Consider the following 25,827-nt stretch of genomic DNA (forward strand, 5'->3'; position numbering starts at 1 on the left):
GTTGTCATACTCAACTTTTTGAGTTTAGCTGGCAGCATTGATCGACGCCATCAATGCTCTGACGGAGCAAGGAACGTACTGGTTTCGGTAACCAACGCCTTCTCCCCATGCAGGGTGCTGATCTGAAAAACGATGTCGTTGGCGCCAGCATTGAGGGAGGATGCAGGCAGGGCCACGGAATAAGGAACCTCAACCTTTTCTCCGGCCTCAACTACCACGCCCAAGGGGCCTGTGGTTGACGCTCGCAATGGATCTTCAACCTGTATGATGATGTACTTTTGGCTGCTGTCTTTGTTCGTGAGTTTCAGCAGGTAGCTGTTTTCGATCTCGCCCTCACTCGTATACCGGTACATACCCCGGTCCCTTTCAACATCGAGCGTGATCAGAGGCCTGGACACCACGCCCCATGCAAACAGCCCAATCATCACAATCAGGAAGCCGAAATACCCCACCAGTCGTGGTCTCAACAGATTTGTTTTCCCGCCCTTCAGGTCGCGTTCACTGGCGTAACGCACCAAGCCACGGGTATAGCCCATCTTGTCCATGATCGAGTCGCAGGCGTCGATGCAGGCGGCACACCCAATACACTCCATCTGCAACCCGTCCCGAATATCAATCCCTGTCGGGCACACCTGCACACACAGCTGACAATCAATGCAGTCTCCCAGCTCCGCTGAAGCTGGCGTAACATCCTTTTTCCGAGAACCTCTGGGTTCACCCCGTTCAGCGTCATAGGAAATAACCATGGAGTCTGCATCCACCATGGACGACTGGAATCTGCCGTAAGGGCACATGTGGCAACAGACTTTCTCGCGCAGCCAACCAGCATTCAGATAAGTGGCCGCCGTGAAGAACAGAACCCAGAACACGGCCCATCCTGATGCTTCCAAGACAAACAGATCTCCGACAAGATCGCGTATCGGTGTGAAATACCCTACAAACGTTATCGCCGTTAAGAGACTGATGAGGAGCCAGAGCCCATGTTTGGAACCGCGGCGAACGAGCTTCTTCACGCTGAGAGGCGCTGCATCAAGCTTGATCCTTTTTGATCGATCGCCCTCCGCCACTCGCTCCGCCCACAGGAAGACCCAGGTCCAGACACTCTGAGGGCACGCGTAGCCGCACCACACTCGACCCGCCAGTACCGTCAAGAAAAACAGGCCGAATGCACAGATCAAGAGAATCCCGGAGAGCAACACCAGGTCTTCCGGCCAGAACGTGGCGGAAAAGATATGGAACTTCTTCTCTGAGAGATCCCAGAGGACTGCCTGTCTGCCACCCCAGTCGAGCCACGCCACACCAAAATACAGCGCAAAGAGAACAAGACCTCCGGTAATTCGCACACGACGATAGAAACCGGAGAAACTTCGGGGTTGGATTTTGTGGTCGGCCTCGAGGACTTTCGAAGTTGACTCGATTTGCTTTACAGAGATAAGGCGACTCATTTGTTGCGCACCTTGCCATCACCAGGGAATAAAAGGTGACGCGAGGTTAATGGATCGCACTTAACGGGGGCAGGACCACTTTTTTAATATTTGATAGGGACAGATGACGGAACTTCAGAGCATGAGTGCGGGTAGTCTCTGCAACGCATCTGTTCGTGCTTCGTTCCACGGATGGGCAAAGCTGATTCTCAGGCAGTTCGAAAACTTTCCGGAAACCGAGAAGAGGCTACCGGGCGTTATGACAATACCTTCCTTGAGGGTTTTGGCGTAAAGACTCAGAGTGTCCACTTCTGGCGGCAATTCCACCCACAAAGCCAAACCACCCTGAGGCGCGGTTGCTTTCAAAGGCACCGGCCAGTTTCCCAGCAAATCCAGTAAACGGTCTCGCTGCAGACGCAAGCGTTGCCGATACCGGCGGAGGTACGATGCGTAGCCGCCCTCGGCAATAAAGCTTGCCACGCCCTGCTGCAGGAACCGGCTACTGGCCAACTGAGTGGTCAATTTCAGTTGCAGTATGTTTCGATGCCACCGGCCACCTGAAACCCATCCCAAACGCAGGTCTCGCGAGAGAACTTTCGAGAAAGAACTGCAATGGATGACGCGGTCACACTCATCAATCGCCTTCAGGGAATCGGGAGTGTTAAACCACCCTGACTCGCCGTATATATCATCTTCAATGATGGCCAGATCATGTCGTTCGGCAAGCTCAAGCAACCGTCGACGGTCTTCGGAAGGCATGACAGCTCCGGTAGGAGTGGCAAAGGACGGTGAAACCACGCACGCCTTGATGTCCCAGACTTGGAGGCTCTCTTCAAGCGCCCGGACATCCATTCCAGTCGTCGGCGAAGCCGGGATCTCAATCACCCTTAGCTCCAGTTGTTCAAGCAACTGGAGAACCCCATAAAACCCCGGGGCTTCAACCGCAACCACGTCGCCGCTCTTGCAAACCGCCATCAAGGCCAGGAACAAGGACTGCTGGCAGCCAGAAGTGACGCAGAACTGATTGGCCTCCGCCGTCCACCCTCTTTTGGCGGCTCGAAGCGCAAGCTGGGCCCTCAACGCCTGATCACCAGCCGGCCCGTCATAATATTGAAAGCTCGCAGACTGGCGACGCAGGGCCCGGCCGATCGACCGGTTCAGCTGAATTATGGCCGGTGGCGGCTCGTCGCTTTGGAGATCCGGGAGCAAATCAAAGGCAGCGCTCCGGGTCATGATGTCCTGAAACACCTGGCTAACTGAGACAGGCTGGGGCGCGGCAGGCATGGCGGCTTGCCTGGGGGGCTCGAACTCGCTTTGCCCCAACGACACAAAAAAGCCGCTTCGCTCCCGGGCCTGAATCAATCCCTGAGCCTCAAGCCGCTGCAGCGCGTGCTGTACGGTAATCTTGGAAAACCCGTAGCGGTTGCAGAGTTCTCTTATGGATGGCATCCGTTCGCCGGGCCGCCATCGACCACCCTCGATACTCTTTCGAAGAGTATTCTCAAGCGCCTGGTATTTGGGCAAATCGACTGTCATTGCCTGATCCATCTCCACACACACTCAGGAATCTATTCGGAACATCGAGCGAAAGCGAACCTTACCCGATTTCCAAATAAAAAAGCCGGGCGTGGACCCGGCGAACTGAGTTTACTCTGAAAACCGCCAACAACTCACGCCAAATGGGATACCTTCTGTTTTAGCCCGTCGATCCACTTGTTCAGATCGTTCAGTGATCTGGACCCGGTCTCCTGCCCCATGAACTGGTCGCGTCTGAGAAGAACCAGAGTCGGTATCGCCCTGACGCCGAATTTGGCGGCGATCTCGTGCTTCTGATCCACATCCACCTTGATGACCGCGTTGTCAGGATTCAGTTCACTGAACTTTTCAAGCACGGGATTCATTACCTTGCACGGCGCGCACCAGGGTGCCCAGAAGTCCAGTAGCAGCCATTCGTGTTTATTGGCGAGTTCGCCCAGTTCTTCAAAGGTATTCAGATTAATTAGCGGCATAGTCACCTCTCAAACGGGTTCTGATCAGCTTGTCGAGCGACAACAGACCGGGCCCACACATGGCCAAGCCCATCAGAATAAGGCCCCAGACCACGTGATATAACTCTGCTGCTGGTGCAATCGCTTCAAGACTGATGACCGCAACAATGTTGATGACGAACAGACCCAGCGAGGACACCAGGGAAAACAGGCCAATGACCAGCAACACCGGAAAAACCAGTTCGCCAAAGGTCGCCAGGAACGCCGCAAACTCGGGGCTCAACAGAGGAACACTGTATTCTTCCTCAAACAGGAACAGGGTGGTTCCCCAGTCATCTATCTTTGTTAGGCCAGCTTTGAAAAAGACCCAGGCCACATAAAGGCGCCCGAGAAACAACGCGATAGGTAGCAGGCTGCCAACCAATCGCTGAACCGAATCGTTCAAACCGTAGAAACTGTAAGCCAAGGTTTTCATGTCGATCTCCTCTTAGTGAATGGTTTTGGCGCCAACAATGACGCCTTTTGCGATCATGTCTTGCAGCCAATAGGTAAAGTTGCTGTCCTTCAGAACATCCTCGCCAAAGACTTCGGCGATACTCCGCTGGTTTCTGACTGCCTCCAGCAACAGCACATCTCTCTCAGTAATGACTTCCGCCATTCCCTTCCAACCCGCGCGATAGACCAGCGCATTCTGCCCTAGGCCCTTGGCGATCATTCTCTTCGCCTGAGCGAAACTGAGTGTGTCCTTCGGGGTCTCGCTTTTATGCGCCTCCCAGATACTGACCACTGGGTACATGGAGCGGAAAAACTGGATCCCTTTGTTAAGAATCAGAGAGCAAGACGCCAGGTCCTCTCCAATTGCGTTAAAGCTCGCAACGCTCACCTCTTCGTACTGGCTCCTCTCAACCCCCGCTACGTGATTGTCGAGTCGCGCCACATCGGACAGATAAGGAACGCGGTCTGAAATCCGATGGGAGATAATCCAGCTCGAAAAGCCCCAACCGAAATCGCCCCAGTCTCCGCTCTGTTTCCGGATCATCCTGAAATAGTCGAGGGCCAGCCCTTCAAAGTCGGCAGGGCCTAGCAGTGCCCTCACGGTTGGATAACCTTGCTCGAGGGCTCGAACTGCCTTTGCCTCAACCCCAAATCGATACACCTCGGAATTGGGCTGCACCGGCGTGCTCGTACCGCCGAACAGGAATTCGAGGAAATGAGCTTGGTAATCAGAGAGATTCACGGCTGCGCTCACTCCCCAGTACCCGGCGCTGTGCCTTTCTGGCCTTGGTAGCCTCCCCAAGAAGCTCGCGCCAGGATGGGAGATTGTTATCCCATTCAATCAACGTGGGCTTTGGGCCAATCACATTGAGCACGCGTTCGTAGGTTTGCCAGCCAGCCACGGTTACCGGGCAGGCGTGGTCGTCGATCAGCAGCTCTTCTTCGCCCACGGGCGTCGAGCCCGCAAGATGAATCTCGGTAATCGCAGAGTGGTCGAGTGATCCGACATAGCGATCAACAAAATTCTCCAGATTTGAGACTTGCCCATTTCGGGCGTTCACCATCAGATTGTTGATATCGAGGATCAGTCCACACTGCGTGAGAGCTACGATTTCACCGATAAAACTCGCTTCGTCGAAATCACTCTGGTCAAACTCGATGTAGGCGCAGACATTCTCGATAGCGATCTGACGACCGAGGTACTGTTGTATGCGATCAATGTTGTTCACTGCATGCAGCAAGCTGTCTTCGGTATAGGGAATGGGTAGAAGATCACCACCGTGAAAAAGCCTTCCACCGATCCTTGCCCAGGTGAAACACAGGTGGTCCGACACGAGTACCGGATCCACCCGATCCACAAGGCGTTTCAGTTTTTTGAGATAATCGTCAGGAACAGCCTCAACCGACCCCAAACCTGCCGAGGTGCCGTGCAGGCTGATCGGCGTGCTGGCCGAGACCTCTTGTAGAAGATCGACAGAGATGCCGGCGTCTGCGAAGAAGTTCTCCGAGTGAACCTCAAGAAAATCGATTGAGGGTGCCTGCTCCAGAACGTCCTGGTAGTGCTCTGGTCGCAGCCCTACCCCAACGGCGGTGCTCTTGAGTTCCTGCTGGCTTTGGCCTGAGTCCTGACGATTACTCATGACCCTTAACCCTTGCTTTTCTCAGCAATGATTTTCAGAGCCGTTTCCTTGTCAAAACCACCCAGATCTTCACAGGTGCCCTTCTCAACAATCTTGTACTCACCCGGGTCGTTGGCGACCTTTGCCTGGCCAGCACAGGAGTGCGTTCCCGCAAGGTTCGCACAGTCGTTACCGCCAACCGGGGAAATGCCATAGCATTTTTTTCTTGCCGCCTGCGTGAGCCAGTGGCGCGGACATGGCGCCGGCCAGTGCAGCGGCCAGTGCCGCGCTAAAAAGAAGCTTCTGGTTCATATCGATCACCCTGAAAGTTTGATTCAGGGTCCTTGTTCTTGAGATCAAGGACCCTGCGAATTGCTCCGATCACTGGCAGCGCTTTACAGCTCGGCTGCTTCCACGGTTTTGATCTCCGGCCAGATGTCGTTGGCATTGGCGATGAAGCCAGGTACATCAGTGAGCCAACGCTTCTGCACATCTTTGTTCAGGTTCAGGTAGAGTTTGTTATCGACAATCCGCCAGGCCTCGGGATCAACGTCGAACTTCTTCTCCATGGTTACGCCGAATGCGCAGTAGCCGCCGTATTGGGGCGCATAGGCACTGGGGTCGGCACGGAACAGATCACGGTTCTCCGCGCTGGAGAAATGGTAAATCGCGTTCTTGTAGGTGGCGGTGTATTCGGCCGAACCTTTGGTGGCCTCTGAATCAGAAAAGTAGGCCACCGGGTCGTAACCGCTGATGGCGACATCATTGGCGTCGGCGTTCATGTCGATATCGGCAGCAAAAACACCAGAAGCCGCGCTCATGGCAGCAAAAGCAACGAAGGCACGAAGTTTGTTGAAACGAGTCATTGGGTATCTCCTTTGAATGAATGATGACTACGTTTGAAACATTAAGGCCTCGGGCGGTACTGAATGCGTACGATCGTTCAAACTTCTATGCCAATTATCTGGAGTGGCTTATGGACAGGCTTTCTTACATTCTCGACCAGCTCAACGTAAACGCCGGCGTGTTCTTTCGGGGCCAGCTTTGTGGACTCGCGTCCTTTGAAGAGGAAGGAACCGGATACATCCATGTACTCCGTTCGGGGGTGCTCGATATCATGGAAGCGAACCGGGAAAAAATGACACTCACGGAGCCGACCATGATCTTCTCGGTGCGCTCCCAGCCCCATCAGCTGTTCGGCGCAAACAAGGAAGGTGCCGAGATGATTTGCGCCTCAATCAAGTTTCAGACTGGTTCCCGAAACCCGGTCCTCCAGGCGCTGCCTCCTTCCGTTGTACTTCCCCTGTCTTCGGTTCAGGGCCTTGGCTCATTCGTAGATGTGTTGTTCGCGGAAGCCGAAGCAGCCCAGGAAGGGCGGGACGCGGTTATGAACCGACTCGTTGAGGTCATTTTCGTAAATGTGCTCCGGCATATCGTTTCCGAGGGGGAAACACCCAAGGGCATGCTATCCGCGCTCGCGGACCGTCAGCTGAGCAAGGTACTGAATTGCATCGACAGCAATCTCAATGGAGATCTTTCTGTTGATAAGTTGGCTGACGTGGCGACCATGTCCCGATCAACCTTCATCCAACACTTCAAGAATGTGCTTGGTCTGGCACCTGGCGAATACGTCCAGAATGCCCGTATCTCTGCTGCCAAGAAGCTCATTCTGAAAGACAAGCCCATGTCGATTATTTGTTTCGAAGTAGGCTACGAAGACGCCTCGGGGTTCTCCAGGGCCTTCAAAAAGAATACGGGCATGACGCCCAGGGAATGGAAAAAGTTGAACGCAACAGCTACCGAGGCTCAGAACACCGTAGCTGAGGAGAACGCCAACGTCGCGTGAATGGTGCTCAACGAAAAGCGGGCAAGGATTCTGAATCCTTGCCCGCTTTTCGTTTGGTTTAACGTTTTACTTCAGAACAATCTGCCCGCGGATGACCTTTTGCCCGCTGTATGGGCTACTCACGGTCTCGCTGAAATCGTCGATATCGGACTTTCGGTCCGCCAGAGATGCGCTGGCGGATGCCGAGATCAGGGCGATGGAAACAACAAGCAGTGCTTTGGCAGTAAGGTTTTTCATGATGGGTTTCTCCAGTGGTTGATGTCTACGGGAGAAATACTAACCACCGGAACACCCCGACAAATGGACAGGTGTTCTAGTTTATGGGCCGATTGTCCAAACCGGGGTTAATCACCGTCAGTGGTCCACAATCAAGTTCTCTGGCGGCCATGGCTTGCGCCCAACACGCCTTGGCCACTCGCTCGATTACGCTTCGAATCCAGATAATGCCAGGGTCCCGGTCGTGGCGGGTGTGCCATGCGAGGTACAGGCTGGTTGGCTCCACCTCAATTGGCAGACTGGTGATCGAAATTCCCGCGCAGAATTCGCAGTCGCCGGTAATAACTTCCGGGATGGTAGCAACCAGGTCGGAGTTTCTGAGCAGATTTGGAACGGCGGAAAAATGGTTTACCGTCACTGCGACGCGTCTCTCCAGGCCACGCCTGTTGAGTGTATCGTCGACAACACCGTGAGCCTCACCAGACATGGTTGCCAGCAAATGTTGAGCTTCCAGAAATGAATCCAGGTCCACGGGCCGACCACTCAGGTCATGGTCGCTTCTCATGGCCAGCACATAGCCGGTGTCAAAAAGCCAAAGGCTTCGCAGGCTGTGATCATGCTGTTCGAAAAATCCAATCACAAAGTCGACACTCGCTTCTCGCAGATGATTCGCTGCCGTGGCCGGAGAGAAAGGCACCGCATGCAGATCAATCCCGGGCGCACTTTGCTGCAACTCGGAGACCAGCGGTTGCCAGACCATTTCGAGTATCAGATCGGTGACCGCAACCCTGAACGTCCTGCGGGATTCGCCGGGCGTGAAGCGGGTGGAGTTTACCGCGTTGGACAGCTCGTGCAGGGGGTTGCGAATCTGGTCCCAGAGGCTTTGGGCATAGGACGTCGGCTCCACCTGTCTTCCGCGTTTAACAAACAGAGGATCCTTCCAGGCGATGCGCATTCGGGAAACTACATTCGAAACCGCAGGCTGGGTCATGCCCAGGCGGTCCGCCGCTCGTGTAATGGAGCCTTCAGTCATGATGGCGCTGAAGACATGCAACAAGTTGAGTTCCTGATTTTTCATGGTGCCTCGCTTGCGTGTGAAGAGGACATCGGAGAGAACGTGATACCTGTTTCTCAGACGCCCTGGAGGCCTGACTGTTACTGAAACCACGCAAGATTCCCTGAACTTCTTTGGTTTGATCGGCTGGACATCACGGGCACTTCCACCTAGCATCATGCATATACACTTAAACACAGGGAAACCCACCGTGTCCGGGCACTCATTAGACCAGGAAGCAACGCCTCTCGATGTTGCCAGAACCTGCGCCGCTCTGTACTCCCGCGTGTTTTCCAGGCTGGTAACCCGTCACTACAACCATCACCTTTCGGACACCGGCCTCAGGATTACCCAGTTTTCTATTCTGAATGCCATCAAACTGTCGCCACCAAACTCCATCAACGAGCTGGCCGAGCTTCTCGGCATGGAGCGCACATCCCTTCAGCGCACGGTTGAAAAACTGATCGCCAAGGGGCTTCTGCAGTCCCAGCCTACAGGGCATAAGCGTTCTCTGGGGCTTTCATTGACGCCGGAGGGCGAAGACATATACGTGCAGGCACTGGCAAGGTGGGAGGAAGCTCACGATGAGTTCACCAACATGGTGGGTGCAGATGACTGGTCAGAGACCGTGGGAAAGCTCCGGCGCTACAGCAGTAAACTCCAGTCGACCCTCTGACGCCTCTTCAGCCTCAATCACGCATGGACTCGAGCAATGCTTCGACCTCTGATTGAGTATAGCGAGGGGTAATATGCTGCGGACAATTCCAGTCAAACGCTTCAACTCGAATGATCATGCCCTTCTCTACCTGGGCGTTGTAATCGCCATCCTGCAATTGCTCGAGGAGGTCAGGCTGGTCTGAGCCGACCAGTGTCATCCGGCCAAGCAGTTTGAGCCGCCTTTTGTTTGGGTAGTCCATCATGAACAGGGCGACTCGGTCATTGGTAAGGACATTGCCCGTGGTGATGTATTGGCGATTGCCGGAGTAATCGGCAAAGCCGATTGTCGATTGATCTATCACCTTCAAAAAACCGGCCGGTCCTCCCCGATGCTGAATGTAGGGCCAACCTGTTTCGCTGACACTGGCAATGTAAAAGCTGTCACGGGCCTCGATGAACCCACGCTCGCGGTCTCTCAGCAGATTGTTACGGTCAGGCCCGGACTCGATGGATGAATACCCCGAACGGCTGCCCATCTTTTCCTGGACCTGCTTTACCGTTCTGGTAAACGCGATTTCGGCAAACTTGTGCGCCATGGCGGGCTCCCGAGGTTCTGAAAATGTTATCCCATTTGCTATCAGTAACCCGACTGGCCCAGGTGTTACATCGCGTCTCCATTCTTTTAAAGGGGGCTCGGCTTTTTCTGAGGTTTCATCCGAGCACCTTTTCCACCGCCTCCAGAAAGCCAATCATATCCACCACCTGTTCAGAATCCGGATCAACGGTTTTACCCCTCAAATCGGCAGTAACAATTCCGCTGTCGACGGTATCCGTTAACGCGGCCTTCAATTGAACGGCGTACTGGCTCAAAGGTTCGTTACCCTCTCGCTCACCGACAGTTTCCAGGGCGTTGGCCAGCGCGAAGATCAACGCCGATGGATTGAAGTGGGCGATCTTTCCGTCACTCTCAAGATACTTCAGGTAAAGATCATGTGCCGTGCCATGGGGCGCCTCGAACAGCATGGTGCCGTCCTTGCTCTCGATGATGGAACTGGCGGTCGCCAGGCTGCCGCCGAGCGCCGCTGAGATGTCCGAGAAGATGTCCCCATCCAGGTTCTGGGACGGATACAGCGCATTTCTGGGAGGATCGGTGATCATCTTCTTGAGCTGGCTCGAAGGCCGCATGATCATAAACGATGGTGGCGGCGTGTCCTCACTGGCCAACTCGCGGCGCACTTCGGTAATCACATCGCTGTAGACTTCGTCGTACTCCATGTACTCGCGCTTTAGACCGAAATACACCTCCTTGTCTTTGCGCGAGGCATCCCGGAACACTTGCAGAACCCAGTCCTTGATGGCCTCGCGGTCATTAGACATGAGAAGCATCGGATCGCCTTTTCTGACCCGGCGGGCATGCTTCTCGTCACCGTCGACGATCACCTTGAGAATGCCATCTTCCTTGGCCGCCATGTTGAAGCTGCCGTACTGGTCGCCGCCTCCGGCACTCATGCGAGAAATTGACACATGGGCACCCCGGCCCGGAATACCAAACTCCTTGAGTTGGTTCACCAGCTTGAGCAATTTACGCCCGGTGGTGTTGTCCGGCACGCCCCACAGCGCTCGCTTAGGTGGGTTGGAAACAATTCGTGCCGCCTGGGCATCAATCAGCTCGTAGAAGTACTTCAGACCCAGATCCTCGATCTGCTTCTTGTAGTCACTGTGGTAGATGTCCTCGATCGCTGCTCTCATGGCGCCGTCGTAGCCGGGGATCACGGTGTCTTTCAGGCCCAGGTAGACATCCCGTTTCTCGGCAATAGCTCGCTGGAAGAAGCGATGTGCCCAGGCTTTAACGTCCTCCAGGTCATTGGTTGCCAACAGCCAGGGATCGCCCTTGCGAATCTCTCGGCGATGCAGCTCTACAGGGTCTCCACTACTCCCGACAAACATCAGCTTGACCACACCGGTTGCCATGGATAGCTGGTTAAAGCTGTCCTTGATGCCACCGAATTCCATGGTATCCACCTCAATGTCGCGCCCTACCCATTCCGGACGACGAATGTTGAGGTTACGGAACTTGATGTCTTCCCGGGTTATATTGCCGCTGATGCCCTTCCGGATAGCGCCGTTTGGCGATTTGGTCGCAAGCGGGTGCAGGTTGTTGCCGTCCACATCCGGATGCTTACGGAGCAAGTCCTCGAGCTGCTGCCGGTTTACGGTCATGCCGGCATTTTTGACTCCCACACCATGACGTTGGAGAGCTTCAATGGCATCGATGACTACCTGGCCATTGGTCAACAGTCGGTTTTCCGCAGACAGGTCGATTTCTTCAAGCTGAATATCAAGCCGTGAGTTCACGAACTTCTTCAGAATATGGTCAAACGCTACCTGGGCCATTTCGTCGCCGTGAAGGATCACAAGAGGCGAGGTGACACTGATTCTGCTGTCCATGGAAATCTCCCTGTTATTTGTTGGCCTGTTCAGTCCTGCTGTGATGCCGACGGCTTGATACCCAACCGCTCATTGACCAAATCCCGGATCTCCCGGTATCGGTCGGGATTCTTCGCTAGCGCCTCCAGGTTATCTTCGGGGAATATTTCTTTCTTCTTCTTTTCCGCTTGCTCACTGGTAAAAATAGACGGCAAAAGCTGTTCCAGGCAACGCAGCATGACCTCCGGCGACACCGAAGCACCCGGGGATGCGCCGAGCAAGGTACCGTAGGTCTTGTCACTGGATACCAGGATCTCGGTGCCCATCTGCAGGTCCCCATCCCGGATGATCTGTACCCGCTGGCCAGCCTCAACCGCTTTCCAGTTGAACTTCTTACTCATGCCCGGAGCGAAGCTGTCCAGCTCTTCGAACATGCTCTTTTCGCCCTTGAAGGTCTCTGAAACCAGATATTTGACCAGAGGGAAGTGCTCCAGGGCGACGTTCAGCAGGCTCGGAATATCGTGGAGGCGCATTGAACGAAGGTAATCGAGGAATCCCCGCCCTCTCTCCAGTACCGGTTTGAACGAGGCGAACGGGCCAAACAGAAGGTAATACTTTCCGTCTGATACCCGCAGATCAAGGTGCGGAACGGACATCGGCGGTGCACCCACCTTTGCCTTACCGTAGGTTTTGGCCCTGTATTGCTTGGCCTGCACGGCGGTGATCTCGGCCTGCAGGAAACGCCCGCCAACGGGAAAACCGGTGAAACGACGGGCAAAAGGCAGATGGCTCTTTTTCAGGATCGGGAATGCACCACCGCCCGCACCGACAAACAGAACATCCGCCTTGTACTGTCGATCACCTCCCCTACTCTGGGTTTCCACAAGCCAGCTACCGGCCGGGCTGCGATGTACGCGCTTCACGTGGGTGCCGTATTCAATCTTTACCCCGAGGTCGTCAACGGCGTGCCGGGCCATTTGCTCTGTCAGCGCACCAAAGTTGACGTCCGTGCCGGTTTCGATAACCGTCGCCGCCATCTTCTCATGGCGCGGCCGCCCCTCCATGGTGTAGGGAATCCAGCTCTTGATCTCGTCGAAGTCTTCTGAATAGCGCATCTGCTCAAAGAAATGGTGCGCCGACATCTCGTTGAAGCGGAGTTTCAGTTCCTGAATCGACGGTTCCGAGACAATGGTGCAGTGCTTGGTCTGGTTGATGAAGGATTTGGGATCCTTGATAGCGCCCTTCTGGATCAGATAGGCCCAGAACTGCTTGGCCACGTTAAACTGGGCGTGAATCTTTACCGCCTTTTCGACCGAAATAACCTCTTCGTCCACCGGTGTGTAGTTCAGCTCACAGTTTGCCTCGTGCCCGGTACCTGCGTTGTTGAACACCCAGGAATTCCCGGCCCCGGGGCCGTCCAGTCTTTCCAGAATGGTGATTTCCAGTTCCGGTGCCAACTCTTTCGCCAGGGTGGCGAAAGTGGTGCCCATTATTCCTGCGCCGATAATGATTACGTTCATTAAAACCTGCCCGCGTGAGTCAAATGTCTGAATCCGTTAAAAAGTGTATACCTTGACGGTAGCACGCTTCGCCAGGCGCGGAAAACGCGGAGACAGCGGTTACTCATCACTTAAAATCTATCAACGGGGGTCTACCCCTCTCCAGCAGTTTACGTTAAGGTAAACATCACCTGGCACGAATCACACCAGATTCTGCCAGGCTGTCTACAATGACATTAACTACACTCCCACAAGGAGTGTTTGTTCCTCAGGCCACTACCCCAGGAAGAGGATTATGACAACAACAAAGTCCAAAGTTGTGTATTCCCCAGTGTTTACCGACGGTGCGGAATTCCGTATTCCCACGTTCAGGCTTCTGAAACAGGACGGCAAGCTCTACAAGAGCGCCAAAGCTCCTGATCTCGACAAAGACAAAGCCCTTCGCATCTATAGGGCCATGGTCACCACCCGAATTCTTGATGAACGCATGCTTGCCGCCCAACGGCAGGGCCGCCTGAGCTTTTACATGCAGTGCACCGGTGAAGAAGCGGCCGTAATTGGCAGCGCGGCGGCGCTGGATGATGGCGACATGATTATGGCGCAGTATCGGGAGCAAGGTGCCCTCGCCTACCGCGGCTTTACCATCGACGAATTCATGAACCAGCTGTTCGGCAATGAGATGGACTATGGCAAGGGTCGCCAGATGCCGGTCCATTATGGCTCGAAAAAGCTGAACTACATGACCATCTCTTCACCGCTGGCCACCCAGATTCCCCAGGCCACGGGCTATGCCTACGGTCAGAAACTCCGGGGCGAAGGTCATTGCACCATTACCTATTTCGGTGAAGGCGCCGCTTCCGAGGGCGATTTCCACGCGGCCCTGAACATGGCGGCGGTTCATCGGGTGCCCGTGATCTTCCTGTGCCGGAACAACGGTTACGCTATTTCCACACCGGCCGCCGAACAGTTTGCAGCCGACGGCGTTGCACCCCGGGCCTACGGCTACAAGATGGATGTGATCCGGGTGGACGGAAACGACATTCTGGCGATGTATCAGGCCACGCAAGAGGCCCGCAAGCTGGCCGTAGAACACAACCGTCCGGTATTGATCGAAGCCATGAGTTATCGGCTGGCGGCCCACTCCTCATCAGACGACCCGTCCGGTTATCGCAGCAAGGATGAAGAGGCAGTATGGCGGGAAAAAGATCCGATCCTGCGCATGCGCCTGTGGCTGGAAAGCAAGAAATGGTGGAGTGAGGACGACGAAAAGCAGCTGCAGGAGAACATGCGCCGGGAAGTGCTCGAAACCATGAAACGGGCGCAGAAACGGCCGCCACCACCGCTTGAATCATTGGTCAGTGATGTCTATGACGAAGTCCCGCCGGCGCTGGCTGAGCAGTTCGACAAACTGAAGGCGCATATTCGCCGGTATCCGGACGAGTACCCGAAGAGTGCCGAAGACGCCAAGGGAGGAGCATGATATGACCAAGATGAATATGCTCCAGGCCATCAACAACGCCCTCGACACTGCCATGGCGGAAGACGAGCGAGTGCTGTGTTTCGGTGAGGACGTGGGTGTCTTTGGCGGCGTTTTCCGTGCCACCAGTAACCTGCAACAGAAGTACGGCAAGGCCCGTTGCTTCAACACACCCCTGGTAGAGCAAGGCATCATCGGGTTTGCCAACGGCCTGGCGGCACAGGGCTCGGTACCGGTAGCCGAGATCCAGTTCGCGGACTACATCTTCCCGGCGTTCGATCAGATCGTGAACGAATCCGCCAAGTTCCGCTACCGCTCGGGCAACCTGTTCAACGTTGGCGGGCTAACCATTCGCGCCCCTTACGGCGGCGGTATTGCCGGCGGCCTGTATCACTCCCAGTCCCCGGAAGCCTACTTCGCCCACACCCCGGGTTTGAAAATCGTGGTACCGCGCAACCCGCATCAGGCCAAAGGGCTATTGCTGGCCGCCATCCACGATCCCAACCCAACCCTGTTCTTCGAGCCCAAGCGGCTTTACCGGGCCTCGGTGGGTGAAGTGCCAGACGAGGACTACCGCCTGCCCCTGGGTGAAGCTGAAGTCACCAAGGAAGGCACGGATGTGACGGTTCTGGGCTGGGGCGCCCAGATGGAAGTTATCGATCAGGCCGTGGAACGGGCCGAGAAGGATGGCATTTCCTGTGAGGTCATCGACCTGAGGACCATCTTGCCCTGGGATGTGGAAACCGTCGCCAACTCCGTGTTCAAGACCGGAAGGCTGGTGGTCACCCACGAAGCTCCCCTGACCGGCGGCTTCGCCGGTGAAATCGCCGCCACGATTCAGGAGCGCTGCTTCCTGTATCTGGAATCTCCGATCGCTCGGGTAACCGGAATGGACACTCCGTTCCCGCTGGTGCTGGAAAAAGAGCACCTGCCCAATCACCTGAAGGTCTACGAGGCCATCAGGGCGAGCGTTGAATTCTAGGCTGATATCAGGACAGGAGAGCAACTATGAGTGATTTTATTCTGCCCGATATCGGCGAAGGTATCGTGGAATGTGAACTGGTCAAATGGCTGGTCAGTGAAGGCGATGTGATCGAAGAAGATCAGCCGGTGGCCGAGGTCATGACCGACAAGGCCCTGGTGGAAATTCCGGCGCCCTATAAGGGCCGGGTGACACGCCTTTACTACAAGGAAGGCGATATCGCCAAGGTTCATGCCCCGCTGTTTGAACTGGTGGACGAGAGCGAAAGTGGTGGCCAGGCACCGTCTGCCAGTTCTGCTGAACCAAAAGCTGCGCCCGTGGCTGAAAAGCAATCTCCCTCAGGCGCCGAGTCCGGAGATAACGCCACCGAAGACTTTATCCTGCCGGATATCGGCGAAGGCATCGTTGAGTGCGAGGTGGTGGAATGGCGGGTTGCCGAGGGTGACGAAATCGAGGAAGACCAGCCTGTCGTGGACGTTATGACCGACAAGGCCATGGTCGAGATTACTGCTCCCAAAGCCGGGCGGGTAACCAAGCTTTATCACCAACAGCAGGCGATGGCCAAGGTTCATGCGCCGCTGTTCGCGTTCATTCCCCGGGACCGGGAAGAGCCAGAAGAGCCCAGAGCCAAACCGGAGCCCGCTGCGCAACTCTCAACCGCAACGGCCTCACCGGTTGCTAAGGCCAGCGGACAGCGTATTCCCGCCAGCCCGGCCGTCCGTCGCCTGGTGCGGGAACACGAGCTCAACCTCAGCGACATCGCCGGCTCCGGCAAAGATGGCCGGGTGCTGAAGGCCGATGTGCTGGCGCATATTGAGAGTGGTTCAAAATCGGCGCAGGCTCCGGATTCCGGCCACGAAGCGCAAGCTTCCGGCGGTACCGTAACACGCCGGCAGAACGCGCCCGAGCAGGACGTTCGTGTGGAACCGATCCGAGGCATGAAAGCCGCCATGGCGAAAAGCATGGTGAAATCGGCGACCACCATTCCTCACTTTATTTACAGCGAGGATATTGATGTCACCGATCTGCTCAAGCTCCGGGAACAACTCAAACCAGAGGCGGAAGCTCGGGGCTCACGGCTGACGCTCATGCCCTTCTTCATGAAGGCCATGGCCCTGGCGGTCCAGGAATTCCCGGTACTCAACAGTCAGCTCAACGACGACGTCACCGAGATTCACTACCTGCCCCAATGCAACATTGGTATGGCGGTGGATGGCAAGGCCGGGCTTATGGTGCCGAACATCAAGGGCGTTGAGAGCCTGTCCTTGCTGGGCATTGCTGACGAAGTGGCGCGCCTTACCGAAGCGGCCCGATCCGGCCGTGTCAGCCAGGAAGACCTCAAGGGCGGCACCATCACCATCTCCAACATTGGCGCACTGGGTGGCACCTACGCTGCACCCATTATCAATGCACCCGAGGTTGCTATCGTGGCCCTGGGACGCACCCAGAAACTGCCCCGGTTTGACGCCAACGGCCAGGTGGTGGAACGGGCCATCATGACGGTGAGCTGGGCCGGCGATCACCGCATAATCGATGGCGGCACGATCGCCCGCTTCTGCAACCGCTGGAAAGGTTACCTGGAATCGCCCCAAACCATGCTGCTGCATATGGGCTGACGGACAATCATGGCGCAGAAGACTCAACTGCAGCAGTTCTACATCCCCGAAGAGCAGTCGATCTATCTGCTCAGCCATGATGATGCCAAGAAGCTCAAGGACTGGGTGGCGCTTTGCGCCGCCCAGCTCCGCCAACTCGGCTATCAGGACATCGAACTGATTGGTAAGGGCGCCTACGGCTTTGTCTTTGCCGGCCGCCTGCCGGGCACAGCCATCGGTGGCCCGGAACATGTGTTCAAATTCACCCGCATCAACCTGCCCAGACATCTTCAGGACCGGCTTGAAGACGAAGCGTATATTCTTGAGCAGGTCCGTCACCCCAGGGTGCCGCGGCTGATTTCCTATCAGCGAGCCAATAACCAACCGATTCTGGTGATGGAACGGGCTGCCGGGCTGAATCTGGAAGAGGTATCCCTTCGTGATGGCCGCCTGAAGCCAAGACTCATTATCCGCATTGCCGACCAGCTGGCCGACATCCTGCGCAACCTGCGCCGGGAAAACGGCCCTGCCGGAAGACCGATCGTTCACGGTGATATCAAACCATCCAATCTGGTGTTCGACGCCAGCACCGAAAACATCGCGCTGATTGACTGGGGCTCCTCGGTGTTTGCCCAGCTGGACGCTAACCAGCAGTTCATTACCGCCAACGTCATGGAACTGATGTCCGACAACCTGCAGCAAACCAACGCGCGGCTTGGGGATGTCTATTTTATTGGTGAGGAACAGCTCAACGGTGGTCTGTCTTCACCCCGCTTTGATGAACAGGGGGCGGCCGGCACACTCTATGCCCTCGCTTCGGCGCAATCCTGCCGTTTTGGTCATCGTGCCATTCCCGCCACTTCCCTGGGACTGCCCATGGAGTTCGCCCGGATGCTGGATGGCATGCTGTCGCCGGATCCAGACACCCGGCGCAAAGCCGGTGATTACTACCTTAGGGAAATGCCACGGATGGCCCGAACGGTGATGATCGATCTGCCCGAAAAGCCGGTCGCGGCCCAGGTACCGGTTTGGGTGCGAGCCTCGGACCAGGAAATCGACACCGTGGTTTACAGCTCCCGCAAATCCTTCCTCCGGGAAGAAGGAGCGCCGGAAACCCTCAACGACGTTAACGACGTTCAGCTCGACCGCTACTACAAGAACTTCATGCAGGGCATGGGCGAAACCGAGAAAGCCTTCCTGGCGGCCGTCAGCCGCCTGGGGCGCTACCCGGTGGAAGGTGGCCTGGCCGTGCGTTGGGAAACCGATGGAATCTACATCGACACGTCGCTGAACCTGCACGATCCGGCACTGAAGTCAGCATTTGTTCAGGCGGTCAACAACATGGTTTACCTCGCCCAGGCAATTTACCGACAGGGCATTTTCAAAAGCTGCCTGTTTAACGCCCGGAACACTCTGCACATCGACCGTGACGAGCCGGATCAACCCTTTCTCCTGTCACCGGGAATGAAACTGCATTACGAGGTCAGCGCTGCGCCGGAGGTTGAGGATGAAAGCCGCGTGCATTCCTACTTCGAGGACGGCCCCGATCCGGAGGAGTTTCTGGTTCTGCCGGACATCATAATCCACGCTCTGGAGGCCCTGAACGACATCCACCACACCGGCATGATTATCTTCGAAGCCCTGCCCCGGCACCTTAAGATTCACAGCCACTACCGGCTGCTGGATCCCGACCGGGAAGCGGAGTTTACGCGGCTGTTGGATGAAATCCTTTCCGCTGTCGAACAGATCACCGGGCTCGGAGTTTCCGGGTATATGAAGATGCCCTATAAGGACACGCGCTTCTTCGCGCATATCGAACGTCTGCCCGACCGGTATTACCCGCGCAACCCGAGATCAGAAACGGTCTAGACGCCGAGCCTTCGCATTTTTTCGTACAGGGACGCCCGGGAAATGCCCAGCAGTTCCGCGGCCTGCTTGCGATTACCACCGGTTTTACCCAGAGCCTCGCGGAGTATGGTGCGCTCTGCGGCGGCCATCTGCTCCTGAAGTGGTACGGGAGCCTGAAAGTCCGGCGACCAGTCATTGCTGAAAACGCCTTCGACTGGAGGTTTGACCACTTCGGTAGAAAGGTCCGTTCCGATCAGCTCATGGACAAGTTCGGCGCCAATTTCAGGATTGTTTTCCGACAGGATCACCGCTCGTTCGAGCACATTACGCAGTTCGCGCACGTTTCCCGGCCAGGTGTGCCTGCGCAAGATGTCCAGCGCCTCAGGTGTCAGAAAGTATAGCGTCAGGTTCAGTCTGGTGGTGATCTCGTCGAGGATGCGTTCGGCAATCAGATCAATGTCTTCAAGGCGCTGACGCAGGGCCGGCAGATGGATTGGCATGCCGTTGAGTCGGTAGAACAGGTCCGCCCGGAAATCCCCGTCCCGGATCATTCCCTGAAGATCCCGGCTGGTTGCAGCAACAATCCTGACATTGGCTTTCTGGACCTTGTTTGAGCCAACGGCCTCAAACTCTTGATCCTGCAGTACCCGCAACAGTTTGCTTTGCACATTCGGTGGCATGTCGCCGATTTCGTCCAGGAACAGCGTGCCTCCCCTGGCCAGGGCAAGCTTCCCTTCCCTGCCTTCCCGGCTCGCACCGGTAAAAGCGCCGGGCGCGACACCAAAGAACTCGGCTTCTATGAGGTTTTCCGGAACGGCCGAGACATTCAGAGAAACAAACGGCTTATGGGAGCGGTTGGAGAGTTGATGAATCGCGTGGGCGAAGAGCTCTTTACCCGTACCGGTCTCACCAGTGAGAAGCACCGAGATATCGAAACGGGCCACCTGCCTGAGCTTTTTCTTGAGGCCCTGCAACTCCCGGCTGCGACCAACGATATGAGACAACCGGTATTTGCTCCGGCGCTCCAGGTCAAGCTGACTGGTAACGCTGTCCAGCTCTTTCTGGAGCTTGTTGTACTTGTCGGCGAGCTTGCCAAGGCTTGTGTTGTCAGCCATGGCCACAAAACCGAAACCACCGACAATATCCCCTTTCTCATTCTGCAGTGGCAGGGCACTTACAATGACCCACTGTTCCTGAACATACAGCAGATCCAGGAAAACAGGCTTGCCGGTATCAACCACCCGGGGCATGAAACTGTTCGGGACGTGCCGCTTGATCGGCTCGCCGAGGGGCTCATAGTTCAGCCCCAGGAATTTGCGATAGCCCTCACTGATCCATGTTATCCGGTGCCGGGTGTCCACCGCGATGGCATGTTCATAAAACGTACCAAAGGACTCGGCCAACATCTGTACGGCACTTTCTTTCACCCCCTCTGGAGGAGTATTCAGATTAGCCATCGAGCTTTCTCCCAGCGAAACCTAACCAGGCAGTGTACAGAATTTTAGACAACTTGTGTTGAATTTTATGAACATAAATGTCTATTTTATTGGACACCAAAAGAGGTCGATAATTTTTTATACATATAAAACAATATCTTGAAAGAATGGCACGGTTGTTGATCGGTCAATAGTCACAACGATAATTAGACGACCGGTTCACCGCCCTATGAATATTGCCAACATCCTGCCGGACTCGGCAGCCCGTTATGGAGACCGTCCCGCGCTCTCCGATGCCCAAGGCACCACAGTCTCCTTCTCGGAATTCCACGACCGCGTCCGCCGCCTTTCCGGCTGGCTTCAATCCGACATCGGGCTGCAGCCCGGAGACAGGATCGCCATCTTTATGGAAAACCGCATGGCCTACCCGGAAATCATGCTGGCGACCTGGTACGCCGGCCTGGTGGTGGTGCCTGTCAACGCCAAACTCCATCCACGGGAATTTCTGCATATCGCAGATGGCAGCGGCACCTCTGTTGCCTTCGTGAGCTCTAAGACGATGCCGGCGCTTGACGACGCCGAAGACCAACCTTCGTGCAGCTTCATCAACGTCGACAAAGCGGAGTACCAGCAGTGCTTTGAAGCCCGACCGGCCAACCTGGTCGAGCGCGAAGCCGACGACCTTGCCTGGCTGTTCTACACCAGCGGGACAACGGGCAAGCCAAAAGGGGCCATGCAGTCCCACAGGAATCTTTACGCCATGCTGGACGGGTTCCTGAACCGGGTAAAGCGCGTGGAGCCCGGCCAGGGCGTCTATCACGGCGCGCCCATGTCTCACGGTGGCGGCTACTACATTCTGCCCTTCCTGGCCCGTGGCGGATGCCAGATTATTCCGCCCTCCGGCGGCTTTGACGTGGAAGAACTCTGCAACATTTTGTCCAGCTACCCGTCGGTATCCTTCTTTGCGGCACCAACCATGGTCAAGCGTCTGCTGGATCGCCCAGATTTGCTGAACCAGTCCGCCATTGCCGGGCTTGACTGCATTATCTACGGCGGCGGCCCGATGTATCTGAGTGACCTGGAGCGGGCCCATCAGATTCTCGGCTACAAGCTGGTGCAGATCTATGGCCAGGGGGAGTGCCCGATGACCATTACGGTACTCGACGCGGCCGCCCACCGGGATACTGACCACCCGGATTACCGCAAGAGGCTGTCGTCAGCAGGCCAGGCCCACGCCGGCATCGAACTGCGCATTGCCGACCCCACGGGTAACGAGCTGGTCACCGGCGAGACCGGTGAAATACTCGTTCGGGGTAACGCTGTCATGCTGGGCTACTGGAACAACCCGGAAGCCACCAGCAAAACCCTGACCCGGGATGGCTGGCTGCACACCGGCGATGTCGGCCACCTCGACAAGGACGGCTTCCTGTATCTCACCGATCGCTCCAAGGACGTCATCATCAGCGGCGGCACCAACATCTACCCCCGAGAGGTTGAAGAAGTGCTGCTTCAGCATCCGGCTGTCCGGGAAGTCTCAGTGATCGGTGCGCCGGATTCCGACTGGGGCGAGCGAGTGGTTGCGTGTGTTGCAACCGAAGACGGGCTGCCCTGCTCTACCGACAACCTGAGCCAGTTCTGCGCCAAACAGCTGGCGCGTTTCAAACTTCCCAAAGAATACCGGTTCTTCGAGGAACTGCCCAAAAACGCGACCGGCAAGATCCTGAAAACCGCCCTGCGTGATCGGGTTGGAGAGATTGAGGAGAGCGGCAATGTTTGAAGCCATTATCTCGGGTATCGGGCATACGCCATTCCGGGCCCACGAGGATTCACTTGAGACCCTGCTCACGAGCGCAGTTCGCGAAGCCCTGAATGATGCCAGCACACCTGCGTCGGAGATCGATGAGGTGTTTATCGGCCATTTTGGCGCCGGAATGGACCCACAGGGCTTCATCTCTTCACTGGTGTTGAACGCCGACCCGGCATTGCATCTTAAGCCAGTGCACCGGCTGGAAAATGCCTGCGCCAGTGGCTCTGCGGCTGTCCATGCGGCGGTTCGTGCGGTGATGTCCGGGCAAAGCCGCTGCGTGCTGGTGGCCGGCGTTGAAAAAATGAGTGCCTGTGACAACGTCGGCCAGGCTCTGGCTACCGCCAGCTACCAGGCGGAGGAAGCACAGTACGATTCGTTCGCAGCGCTGTTCGGTGAAATCGCGAATCAATACTTCAGTCGCTTTGGCAATCACGAAAAGGCCATGGCGCAGATTGCCGCCAAAAACCACCATAACGGCCTGGACAACCCCCTTGCGCAACTGCGTAAAGACCTGTCGGTGGATTTCTGTGCCACCGTCTCGGACAGGAACCCTCGCGTGGCGGGCCCGTTGAAGCGAACAGACTGCTCGCCCGTTTCAGACGGCGCTGCGGCGCTGGTTATAAGCCGGCCGGAAAGCGTCCACGCTCCGACCAATTCCGTGCGTTTCCGGGCAATTGCCCAGGTAAACGACTACCTGCCGATCTCGAAACGCGACCTTTCCGAACTTCGCGGCTGTCGCGAGGCCTGGAACCTGGCCTTCCGGCGAGCGCAACTGTCCGGTGTGTCCGATCTGGACTTCGTGGAGACCCACGACTGTTTCACCATCGCCGAGCTCATGCAGTACGAGGCCATGGGGCTTACCGAACCGGGTCAGGGCCACAAAGCCTTGCAGGAGGGCTGGGTCATGGCGGACGGACGCCTGCCGGTTAACCGCTCCGGTGGCTTGAAGGCCAAAGGCCATCCCATCGGCGCTACCGGCGTATCCATGCACGCCATGGCGGCATTGCAGCTTCAGGGCCGTGCCAACGCCATGCAGTTGAAAGACGTCTCGCTAGGCGGCGTCTTCAATATGGGCGGATCCGGCGTTGCCAACTACGTAAGCATCCTGAGCCTTTAAGGAGCAATAACAATGAATAAAGACAACGTACTCATCACCGGTTCCACCAGCGGGATCGGGCTGGCGACCGCCAGGGTGCTGGCGGCGCAGGGTTTCAATCTTATGCTCAATGGCCTGGAATCCCACGCCGAAGGGGCTGCCCTGGCAGAAGGTCTTCAGAGGGAATTCGGTGTCCGAACATCCTATTGCCAGGCCGATCTCAGCCTCGTGGAACAGCTTGAAACGCTGATCCAAAAAGCGGAAACCGACCTTGGCCCGATTGGCGTTCTGATTAACAACGCCGGCATCCAGTACACATCAAGTCTGGCGGATTTCCCGCAAAAAAAGTGGGACGCCATCATTGCCCTGAACCTGTCTGCGGCATTCCATTCTATGCAACGCCTGATGCCGGCCATGAAGCAGGCTGGCTGGGGTCGGGTAATCAATATGGCCTCAGTGCACGGCCTTGTGGCCTCACCCAATAAAGCCGCCTATTGCGCCGCCAAGCACGGCCTGGTGGGCCTGTCCAAAGTAGCTGCTCTGGAATACGCAGAACACGGCGTGACCGTGAACTGCATCTGCCCTGGCTGGACCGATACACCCATTCTGAACCACCAATTCAATCAGTACGCCAAGAATCATGGCGTCAGCTTCGAACAAGCAAAAGTCGGCCTGATACAAACCAAGGCCCCCTACCCAGAGCTGATTCCGCCGGAAGCCATCGGCCGGATGATCCAGTTCCTGATTTCAGACAGTGCAGACGCCATTACCGGGGCATCAATCCCGATTGACGGGGGCTGGACTGCCCAATAGTGCAGCAAACGGAATGTTCCAGATAACAAAAAAAGGGCCGATTCCATGGCTAATGAATACATTTTGCAAACTCGCGGACTGGTCAAGGAGTTCAAAGGTTTTGTTGCCGTTGACCAGGTAGACCTGAATGTCCGGCGTGGCACCATCCACGCTCTGATCGGCCCCAACGGTGCCGGCAAGACGACGTTCTTCAACCTTCTGACCAAGTTCCTCAAGCCCACCCGGGGAGAAATTGTTTACGACGGCCGTGACATCACACGGTCCGATTCGGCGGACATAGCCACACTGGGCATGATCCGTTCCTTCCAGATCTCCTCGGTGTTCCCGCACCTCACGGTGTTGCAGAACGTGCGTCTGGGCCTGCAAGCCAAGACACAGAACTCATTCACATTCTGGCGGGCTGGAAAGTGTCTGGAGAGCCTCAACGACGAAGCGATGGCGCTTCTGGACTCCGTCGGGCTAACCAGATTCGGGGAGGTAACTGCCGTTGAACTGCCCTACGGACGCAAGCGTGCGTTGGAAATCGCCACCACCCTGGCGCTGGATCCAAAGCTGATGCTGCTTGATGAACCGACTCAGGGGATGGGTACTGAAGACGTCGGTGCCATTTCTGCTCTGCTCAAGAAGGTTGCCGTCGGCCGGACGGTGCTCATGGTCGAACACAACCTCGGCGTGGTAGCCGACCTGGCTGACCACATCACCGTGCTCCAGCGCGGTGCCGTTCTGGCCGAGGGCAACTATGAGGAAGTCTCGACCAATCCGGAAGTTATCAGCGCTTACATGGGGACCGCCGCACATGCCTAGTGCCATCTTGAATCCGCAACCCGACGAGATCCTGCGCATCTCTGACCTGCACGCCTGGTATGGCGAATCTCACGTGCTCCACGGTATCGACCTCGCCGTTAATCGTGGCGAAGTGGTAACGCTGTTGGGACGCAACGGCTCCGGGCGGTCCACCACTCTGAAGGCCATCCTCGGCCTGGTGGGCGCCCGTACAGGCCAGATCAGCGTCAACGGTCGCCCTGTCATTGACCTGCCCACCCACAGGATCGCCCATATTGGCGTGGGCTACTGCCCCGAAGAGCGCGGTATTTTCGCCAGCCTGTCCGTGGAAGAAAACCTGGTTCTGCCGCCGGTAGTTCGCAGTGACGGAATGTCGGTCCGAGAAATTTACGAGATGTTTCCCAATCTCCATGAGCGCCGAAAGAGCCAGGGCAGCAAGCTCTCTGGTGGCGAACAGCAGATGCTGGCTATTGCTCGAATTCTGCGCACCGGAGCGCATCTTCTGCTGTTGGATGAAATTACCGAGGGGCTCGCCCCCGTCATCGTCCAGGCCCTGGGCGATGTCATCAGCAAACTCAAGGAGCGCGGCTACACCATCGTGCTCGTCGAGCAGAACTTCCACTTCGCCGCTCCTCTGGCCGACCGACACTACGTGATCGAGCACGGGCAAGTAGCGGCGATGATCAACAAGGACGAACTGGAAGAAAACAAGGAAAGACTTAATCGATTTCTAAGCGTCTGAATACAAAGACAACAATGAAAGGA

Annotated in this window: 26 protein-coding genes; 11 read left to right on the top strand and 15 right to left on the bottom strand. The window is 56.3% G+C overall.

What is annotated here, in order from left to right; all coding sequences use genetic code 11:
* Positions 1-50 precede the first annotated feature (50 nt).
* The 9 genes from ccoG to ABNF92_RS01160 all read right to left on the bottom strand — a co-directional run bounded on the left by ccoG (position 51) and on the right by ABNF92_RS01160 (position 6,392).
* Positions 51-1,445, bottom strand: a complete 1,395-nt coding sequence (gene ccoG, locus ABNF92_RS01120; RefSeq protein ID WP_349343190.1) for a cytochrome c oxidase accessory protein CcoG — start codon at positions 1,443-1,445, stop codon at positions 51-53.
* 114 nt (positions 1,446-1,559) lie between these two features.
* Positions 1,560-2,960, bottom strand: a complete 1,401-nt coding sequence (locus ABNF92_RS01125) for a PLP-dependent aminotransferase family protein (protein ID WP_349343191.1) — start codon at positions 2,958-2,960, stop codon at positions 1,560-1,562.
* A gap of 134 nt (positions 2,961-3,094) precedes the next feature.
* Positions 3,095-3,433, bottom strand: a complete 339-nt coding sequence (locus tag ABNF92_RS01130; RefSeq protein ID WP_349343192.1) for a thioredoxin family protein — start codon at positions 3,431-3,433, stop codon at positions 3,095-3,097.
* Positions 3,420-3,887 carry a DoxX family protein gene (locus tag ABNF92_RS01135; protein ID WP_349343193.1) on the bottom strand — a complete coding sequence of 156 codons (468 nt, stop codon included), beginning with the start codon at positions 3,885-3,887 and terminating at the stop codon, positions 3,420-3,422. Before ABNF92_RS01135 ends, ABNF92_RS01130 begins: the two co-directional genes overlap by 14 nt.
* A 12-nt stretch (positions 3,888-3,899) precedes the next feature.
* Positions 3,900-4,649 (bottom strand): putative DNA-binding domain-containing protein, encoded by a 750-nt coding sequence (locus ABNF92_RS01140; protein ID WP_349343194.1) that lies wholly within the window; start codon positions 4,647-4,649, stop codon positions 3,900-3,902.
* Entirely contained in the window at positions 4,636-5,547 is a 912-nt protein-coding gene (locus ABNF92_RS01145) for a DUF692 domain-containing protein (protein ID WP_349343195.1), read from the bottom strand. The genes ABNF92_RS01140 and ABNF92_RS01145 overlap by 14 nt, the downstream gene beginning before the upstream one ends.
* Before the next feature lie 5 nt (positions 5,548-5,552).
* Positions 5,553-5,735, bottom strand: a complete 183-nt coding sequence (locus ABNF92_RS01150) for a DUF2282 domain-containing protein (RefSeq protein ID WP_349344049.1) — start codon at positions 5,733-5,735, stop codon at positions 5,553-5,555.
* Positions 5,716-5,838 carry a hypothetical protein gene (locus tag ABNF92_RS01155; RefSeq protein WP_349343196.1) on the bottom strand — a complete coding sequence of 41 codons (123 nt, stop codon included), beginning with the start codon at positions 5,836-5,838 and terminating at the stop codon, positions 5,716-5,718. The genes ABNF92_RS01150 and ABNF92_RS01155 overlap by 20 nt, the downstream gene beginning before the upstream one ends.
* An 83-nt stretch (positions 5,839-5,921) precedes the next feature.
* Positions 5,922-6,392 (bottom strand): YHS domain-containing (seleno)protein, encoded by a 471-nt coding sequence (locus ABNF92_RS01160; protein ID WP_222464452.1) that lies wholly within the window; start codon positions 6,390-6,392, stop codon positions 5,922-5,924.
* Positions 6,393-6,502: 110 nt separating this feature from the next.
* Between ABNF92_RS01160 and ABNF92_RS01165 the strand changes: the two genes are divergently transcribed.
* Positions 6,503-7,372 carry an AraC family transcriptional regulator gene (locus ABNF92_RS01165; RefSeq protein WP_349343197.1) on the top strand — a complete coding sequence of 290 codons (870 nt, stop codon included), beginning with the start codon at positions 6,503-6,505 and terminating at the stop codon, positions 7,370-7,372.
* 66 nt (positions 7,373-7,438) lie between these two features.
* On the opposite strand, the gene ABNF92_RS01170 is transcribed toward ABNF92_RS01165, so the two are convergent.
* Together ABNF92_RS01170 and ABNF92_RS01175 are read right to left on the bottom strand one after the other, a co-directional pair.
* Entirely contained in the window at positions 7,439-7,609 is a 171-nt protein-coding gene (locus tag ABNF92_RS01170; RefSeq protein WP_291908656.1) for a hypothetical protein, read from the bottom strand.
* 76 nt (positions 7,610-7,685) lie between these two features.
* A complete protein-coding gene (locus tag ABNF92_RS01175) occupies positions 7,686-8,666 on the bottom strand; it encodes a LysR family transcriptional regulator (protein ID WP_349343198.1) in 981 nt (326 codons plus the stop codon).
* Between the two features lie 187 nt (positions 8,667-8,853).
* On the opposite strand from ABNF92_RS01175, the gene ABNF92_RS01180 reads away from it, so the two are divergent.
* Entirely contained in the window at positions 8,854-9,318 is a 465-nt protein-coding gene (locus tag ABNF92_RS01180) for a MarR family winged helix-turn-helix transcriptional regulator (RefSeq protein WP_291908660.1), read from the top strand.
* A gap of 13 nt (positions 9,319-9,331) precedes the next feature.
* Here the strand turns inward: ABNF92_RS01180 and ABNF92_RS01185 are convergent, their stop codons facing one another.
* The 3 genes from ABNF92_RS01185 to ABNF92_RS01195 all read right to left on the bottom strand — a co-directional run bounded on the left by ABNF92_RS01185 (position 9,332) and on the right by ABNF92_RS01195 (position 13,246).
* Positions 9,332-9,895, bottom strand: a complete 564-nt coding sequence (locus tag ABNF92_RS01185) for a pyridoxamine 5'-phosphate oxidase family protein (protein ID WP_222464447.1) — start codon at positions 9,893-9,895, stop codon at positions 9,332-9,334.
* 115 nt (positions 9,896-10,010) lie between these two features.
* Positions 10,011-11,747 carry an isocitrate/isopropylmalate family dehydrogenase gene (locus ABNF92_RS01190; protein WP_349343199.1) on the bottom strand — a complete coding sequence of 579 codons (1,737 nt, stop codon included), beginning with the start codon at positions 11,745-11,747 and terminating at the stop codon, positions 10,011-10,013.
* Positions 11,748-11,776: 29 nt separating this feature from the next.
* The gene (locus tag ABNF92_RS01195) at positions 11,777-13,246 is read right to left on the bottom strand and encodes a malate:quinone oxidoreductase (RefSeq protein WP_349343200.1); all 1,470 of its coding nucleotides are present in this window, start codon (positions 13,244-13,246) and stop codon (positions 11,777-11,779) included.
* 274 nt (positions 13,247-13,520) lie between these two features.
* Here ABNF92_RS01195 and ABNF92_RS01200 point away from each other — a divergent pair, with 274 nt between their 5' ends.
* The 4 genes from ABNF92_RS01200 to ABNF92_RS01215 are packed head-to-tail and all read left to right on the top strand — an operon-like array spanning position 13,521 to position 19,148.
* The gene (locus ABNF92_RS01200; protein WP_349343201.1) at positions 13,521-14,705 is read left to right on the top strand and encodes a thiamine pyrophosphate-dependent dehydrogenase E1 component subunit alpha; all 1,185 of its coding nucleotides are present in this window, start codon (positions 13,521-13,523) and stop codon (positions 14,703-14,705) included.
* Position 14,706: 1 nt separating this feature from the next.
* Positions 14,707-15,684 carry a transketolase C-terminal domain-containing protein gene (locus ABNF92_RS01205; protein WP_069185257.1) on the top strand — a complete coding sequence of 326 codons (978 nt, stop codon included), beginning with the start codon at positions 14,707-14,709 and terminating at the stop codon, positions 15,682-15,684.
* Between the two features lie 26 nt (positions 15,685-15,710).
* Positions 15,711-17,300 (top strand): dihydrolipoyllysine-residue acetyltransferase, encoded by a 1,590-nt coding sequence (locus ABNF92_RS01210; RefSeq protein WP_349343202.1) that lies wholly within the window; start codon positions 15,711-15,713, stop codon positions 17,298-17,300.
* 9 nt (positions 17,301-17,309) lie between these two features.
* Positions 17,310-19,148: a protein kinase gene (locus ABNF92_RS01215; protein WP_349343203.1), complete on the top strand. Its 1,839-nt coding sequence runs from the start codon at positions 17,310-17,312 to the stop codon at positions 19,146-19,148.
* On the opposite strand, the gene ABNF92_RS01220 is transcribed toward ABNF92_RS01215, so the two are convergent.
* Entirely contained in the window at positions 19,145-20,584 is a 1,440-nt protein-coding gene (locus ABNF92_RS01220) for a sigma 54-interacting transcriptional regulator (protein ID WP_349343204.1), read from the bottom strand. The genes ABNF92_RS01215 and ABNF92_RS01220 overlap by 4 nt on opposite strands.
* Before the next feature lie 208 nt (positions 20,585-20,792).
* On the opposite strand from ABNF92_RS01220, the gene ABNF92_RS01225 reads away from it, so the two are divergent.
* The 5 genes from ABNF92_RS01225 to ABNF92_RS01245 are packed head-to-tail and all read left to right on the top strand — an operon-like array spanning position 20,793 to position 25,804.
* On the top strand, positions 20,793-22,340 hold the full coding sequence (locus ABNF92_RS01225) for an AMP-binding protein (RefSeq protein ID WP_349343205.1): 1,548 nt from the start codon (positions 20,793-20,795) through the stop codon (positions 22,338-22,340).
* Complete coding sequence (locus ABNF92_RS01230; RefSeq protein ID WP_349343206.1) at positions 22,333-23,487, top strand: thiolase domain-containing protein; 1,155 nt, start codon at positions 22,333-22,335, stop codon at positions 23,485-23,487. Before ABNF92_RS01225 ends, ABNF92_RS01230 begins: the two co-directional genes overlap by 8 nt.
* Before the next feature lie 12 nt (positions 23,488-23,499).
* Positions 23,500-24,279 (top strand): 3-hydroxybutyrate dehydrogenase, encoded by a 780-nt coding sequence (locus ABNF92_RS01235; protein WP_349343207.1) that lies wholly within the window; start codon positions 23,500-23,502, stop codon positions 24,277-24,279.
* Positions 24,280-24,324: 45 nt separating this feature from the next.
* Positions 24,325-25,083: an ABC transporter ATP-binding protein gene (locus tag ABNF92_RS01240; protein ID WP_349343208.1), complete on the top strand. Its 759-nt coding sequence runs from the start codon at positions 24,325-24,327 to the stop codon at positions 25,081-25,083.
* A complete protein-coding gene (locus ABNF92_RS01245) occupies positions 25,076-25,804 on the top strand; it encodes an ABC transporter ATP-binding protein (protein WP_349343209.1) in 729 nt (242 codons plus the stop codon). The genes ABNF92_RS01240 and ABNF92_RS01245 overlap by 8 nt, the downstream gene beginning before the upstream one ends.
* The last annotated feature ends 23 nt before the right edge of the window (positions 25,805-25,827 follow it).

Source organism: Marinobacter sp. MMG032, from assembly GCF_040112695.1.
GTDB classification, from domain to species: domain Bacteria; phylum Pseudomonadota; class Gammaproteobacteria; order Pseudomonadales; family Oleiphilaceae; genus Marinobacter; species Marinobacter salsuginis.

What these genes read in the sequence shown, in the direction of transcription:
- ccoG (WP_349343190.1), bottom strand. Translation starts at nt 1,445, where the DNA reads ATGAGTCGCCTTATCTCTGTAAAGCAAATCGAGTCAACTTCGAAAGTC.
- ABNF92_RS01125 (WP_349343191.1), bottom strand. Translation starts at nt 2,960, where the DNA reads ATGACAGTCGATTTGCCCAAATACCAGGCGCTTGAGAATACTCTTCGA.
- ABNF92_RS01130 (WP_349343192.1), bottom strand. Translation starts at nt 3,433, where the DNA reads ATGCCGCTAATTAATCTGAATACCTTTGAAGAACTGGGCGAACTCGCC.
- ABNF92_RS01135 (WP_349343193.1), bottom strand. Translation starts at nt 3,887, where the DNA reads ATGAAAACCTTGGCTTACAGTTTCTACGGTTTGAACGATTCGGTTCAG.
- ABNF92_RS01145 (WP_349343195.1), bottom strand. Translation starts at nt 5,547, where the DNA reads ATGAGTAATCGTCAGGACTCAGGCCAAAGCCAGCAGGAACTCAAGAGC.
- ABNF92_RS01155 (WP_349343196.1), bottom strand. Translation starts at nt 5,838, where the DNA reads ATGAACCAGAAGCTTCTTTTTAGCGCGGCACTGGCCGCTGCACTGGCC.
- ABNF92_RS01160 (WP_222464452.1), bottom strand. Translation starts at nt 6,392, where the DNA reads ATGACTCGTTTCAACAAACTTCGTGCCTTCGTTGCTTTTGCTGCCATG.
- ABNF92_RS01165 (WP_349343197.1), top strand. Translation starts at nt 6,503, where the DNA reads ATGGACAGGCTTTCTTACATTCTCGACCAGCTCAACGTAAACGCCGGC.
- ABNF92_RS01170 (WP_291908656.1), bottom strand. Translation starts at nt 7,609, where the DNA reads ATGAAAAACCTTACTGCCAAAGCACTGCTTGTTGTTTCCATCGCCCTG.
- ABNF92_RS01175 (WP_349343198.1), bottom strand. Translation starts at nt 8,666, where the DNA reads ATGAAAAATCAGGAACTCAACTTGTTGCATGTCTTCAGCGCCATCATG.
- ABNF92_RS01185 (WP_222464447.1), bottom strand. Translation starts at nt 9,895, where the DNA reads ATGGCGCACAAGTTTGCCGAAATCGCGTTTACCAGAACGGTAAAGCAG.
- ABNF92_RS01190 (WP_349343199.1), bottom strand. Translation starts at nt 11,747, where the DNA reads ATGGACAGCAGAATCAGTGTCACCTCGCCTCTTGTGATCCTTCACGGC.
- ABNF92_RS01195 (WP_349343200.1), bottom strand. Translation starts at nt 13,246, where the DNA reads ATGAACGTAATCATTATCGGCGCAGGAATAATGGGCACCACTTTCGCC.
- ABNF92_RS01200 (WP_349343201.1), top strand. Translation starts at nt 13,521, where the DNA reads ATGACAACAACAAAGTCCAAAGTTGTGTATTCCCCAGTGTTTACCGAC.
- ABNF92_RS01205 (WP_069185257.1), top strand. Translation starts at nt 14,707, where the DNA reads ATGACCAAGATGAATATGCTCCAGGCCATCAACAACGCCCTCGACACT.
- ABNF92_RS01210 (WP_349343202.1), top strand. Translation starts at nt 15,711, where the DNA reads ATGAGTGATTTTATTCTGCCCGATATCGGCGAAGGTATCGTGGAATGT.
- ABNF92_RS01215 (WP_349343203.1), top strand. Translation starts at nt 17,310, where the DNA reads ATGGCGCAGAAGACTCAACTGCAGCAGTTCTACATCCCCGAAGAGCAG.
- ABNF92_RS01220 (WP_349343204.1), bottom strand. Translation starts at nt 20,584, where the DNA reads ATGGCTAATCTGAATACTCCTCCAGAGGGGGTGAAAGAAAGTGCCGTA.
- ABNF92_RS01225 (WP_349343205.1), top strand. Translation starts at nt 20,793, where the DNA reads ATGAATATTGCCAACATCCTGCCGGACTCGGCAGCCCGTTATGGAGAC.
- ABNF92_RS01230 (WP_349343206.1), top strand. Translation starts at nt 22,333, where the DNA reads ATGTTTGAAGCCATTATCTCGGGTATCGGGCATACGCCATTCCGGGCC.
- ABNF92_RS01235 (WP_349343207.1), top strand. Translation starts at nt 23,500, where the DNA reads ATGAATAAAGACAACGTACTCATCACCGGTTCCACCAGCGGGATCGGG.
- ABNF92_RS01240 (WP_349343208.1), top strand. Translation starts at nt 24,325, where the DNA reads ATGGCTAATGAATACATTTTGCAAACTCGCGGACTGGTCAAGGAGTTC.
- ABNF92_RS01245 (WP_349343209.1), top strand. Translation starts at nt 25,076, where the DNA reads ATGCCTAGTGCCATCTTGAATCCGCAACCCGACGAGATCCTGCGCATC.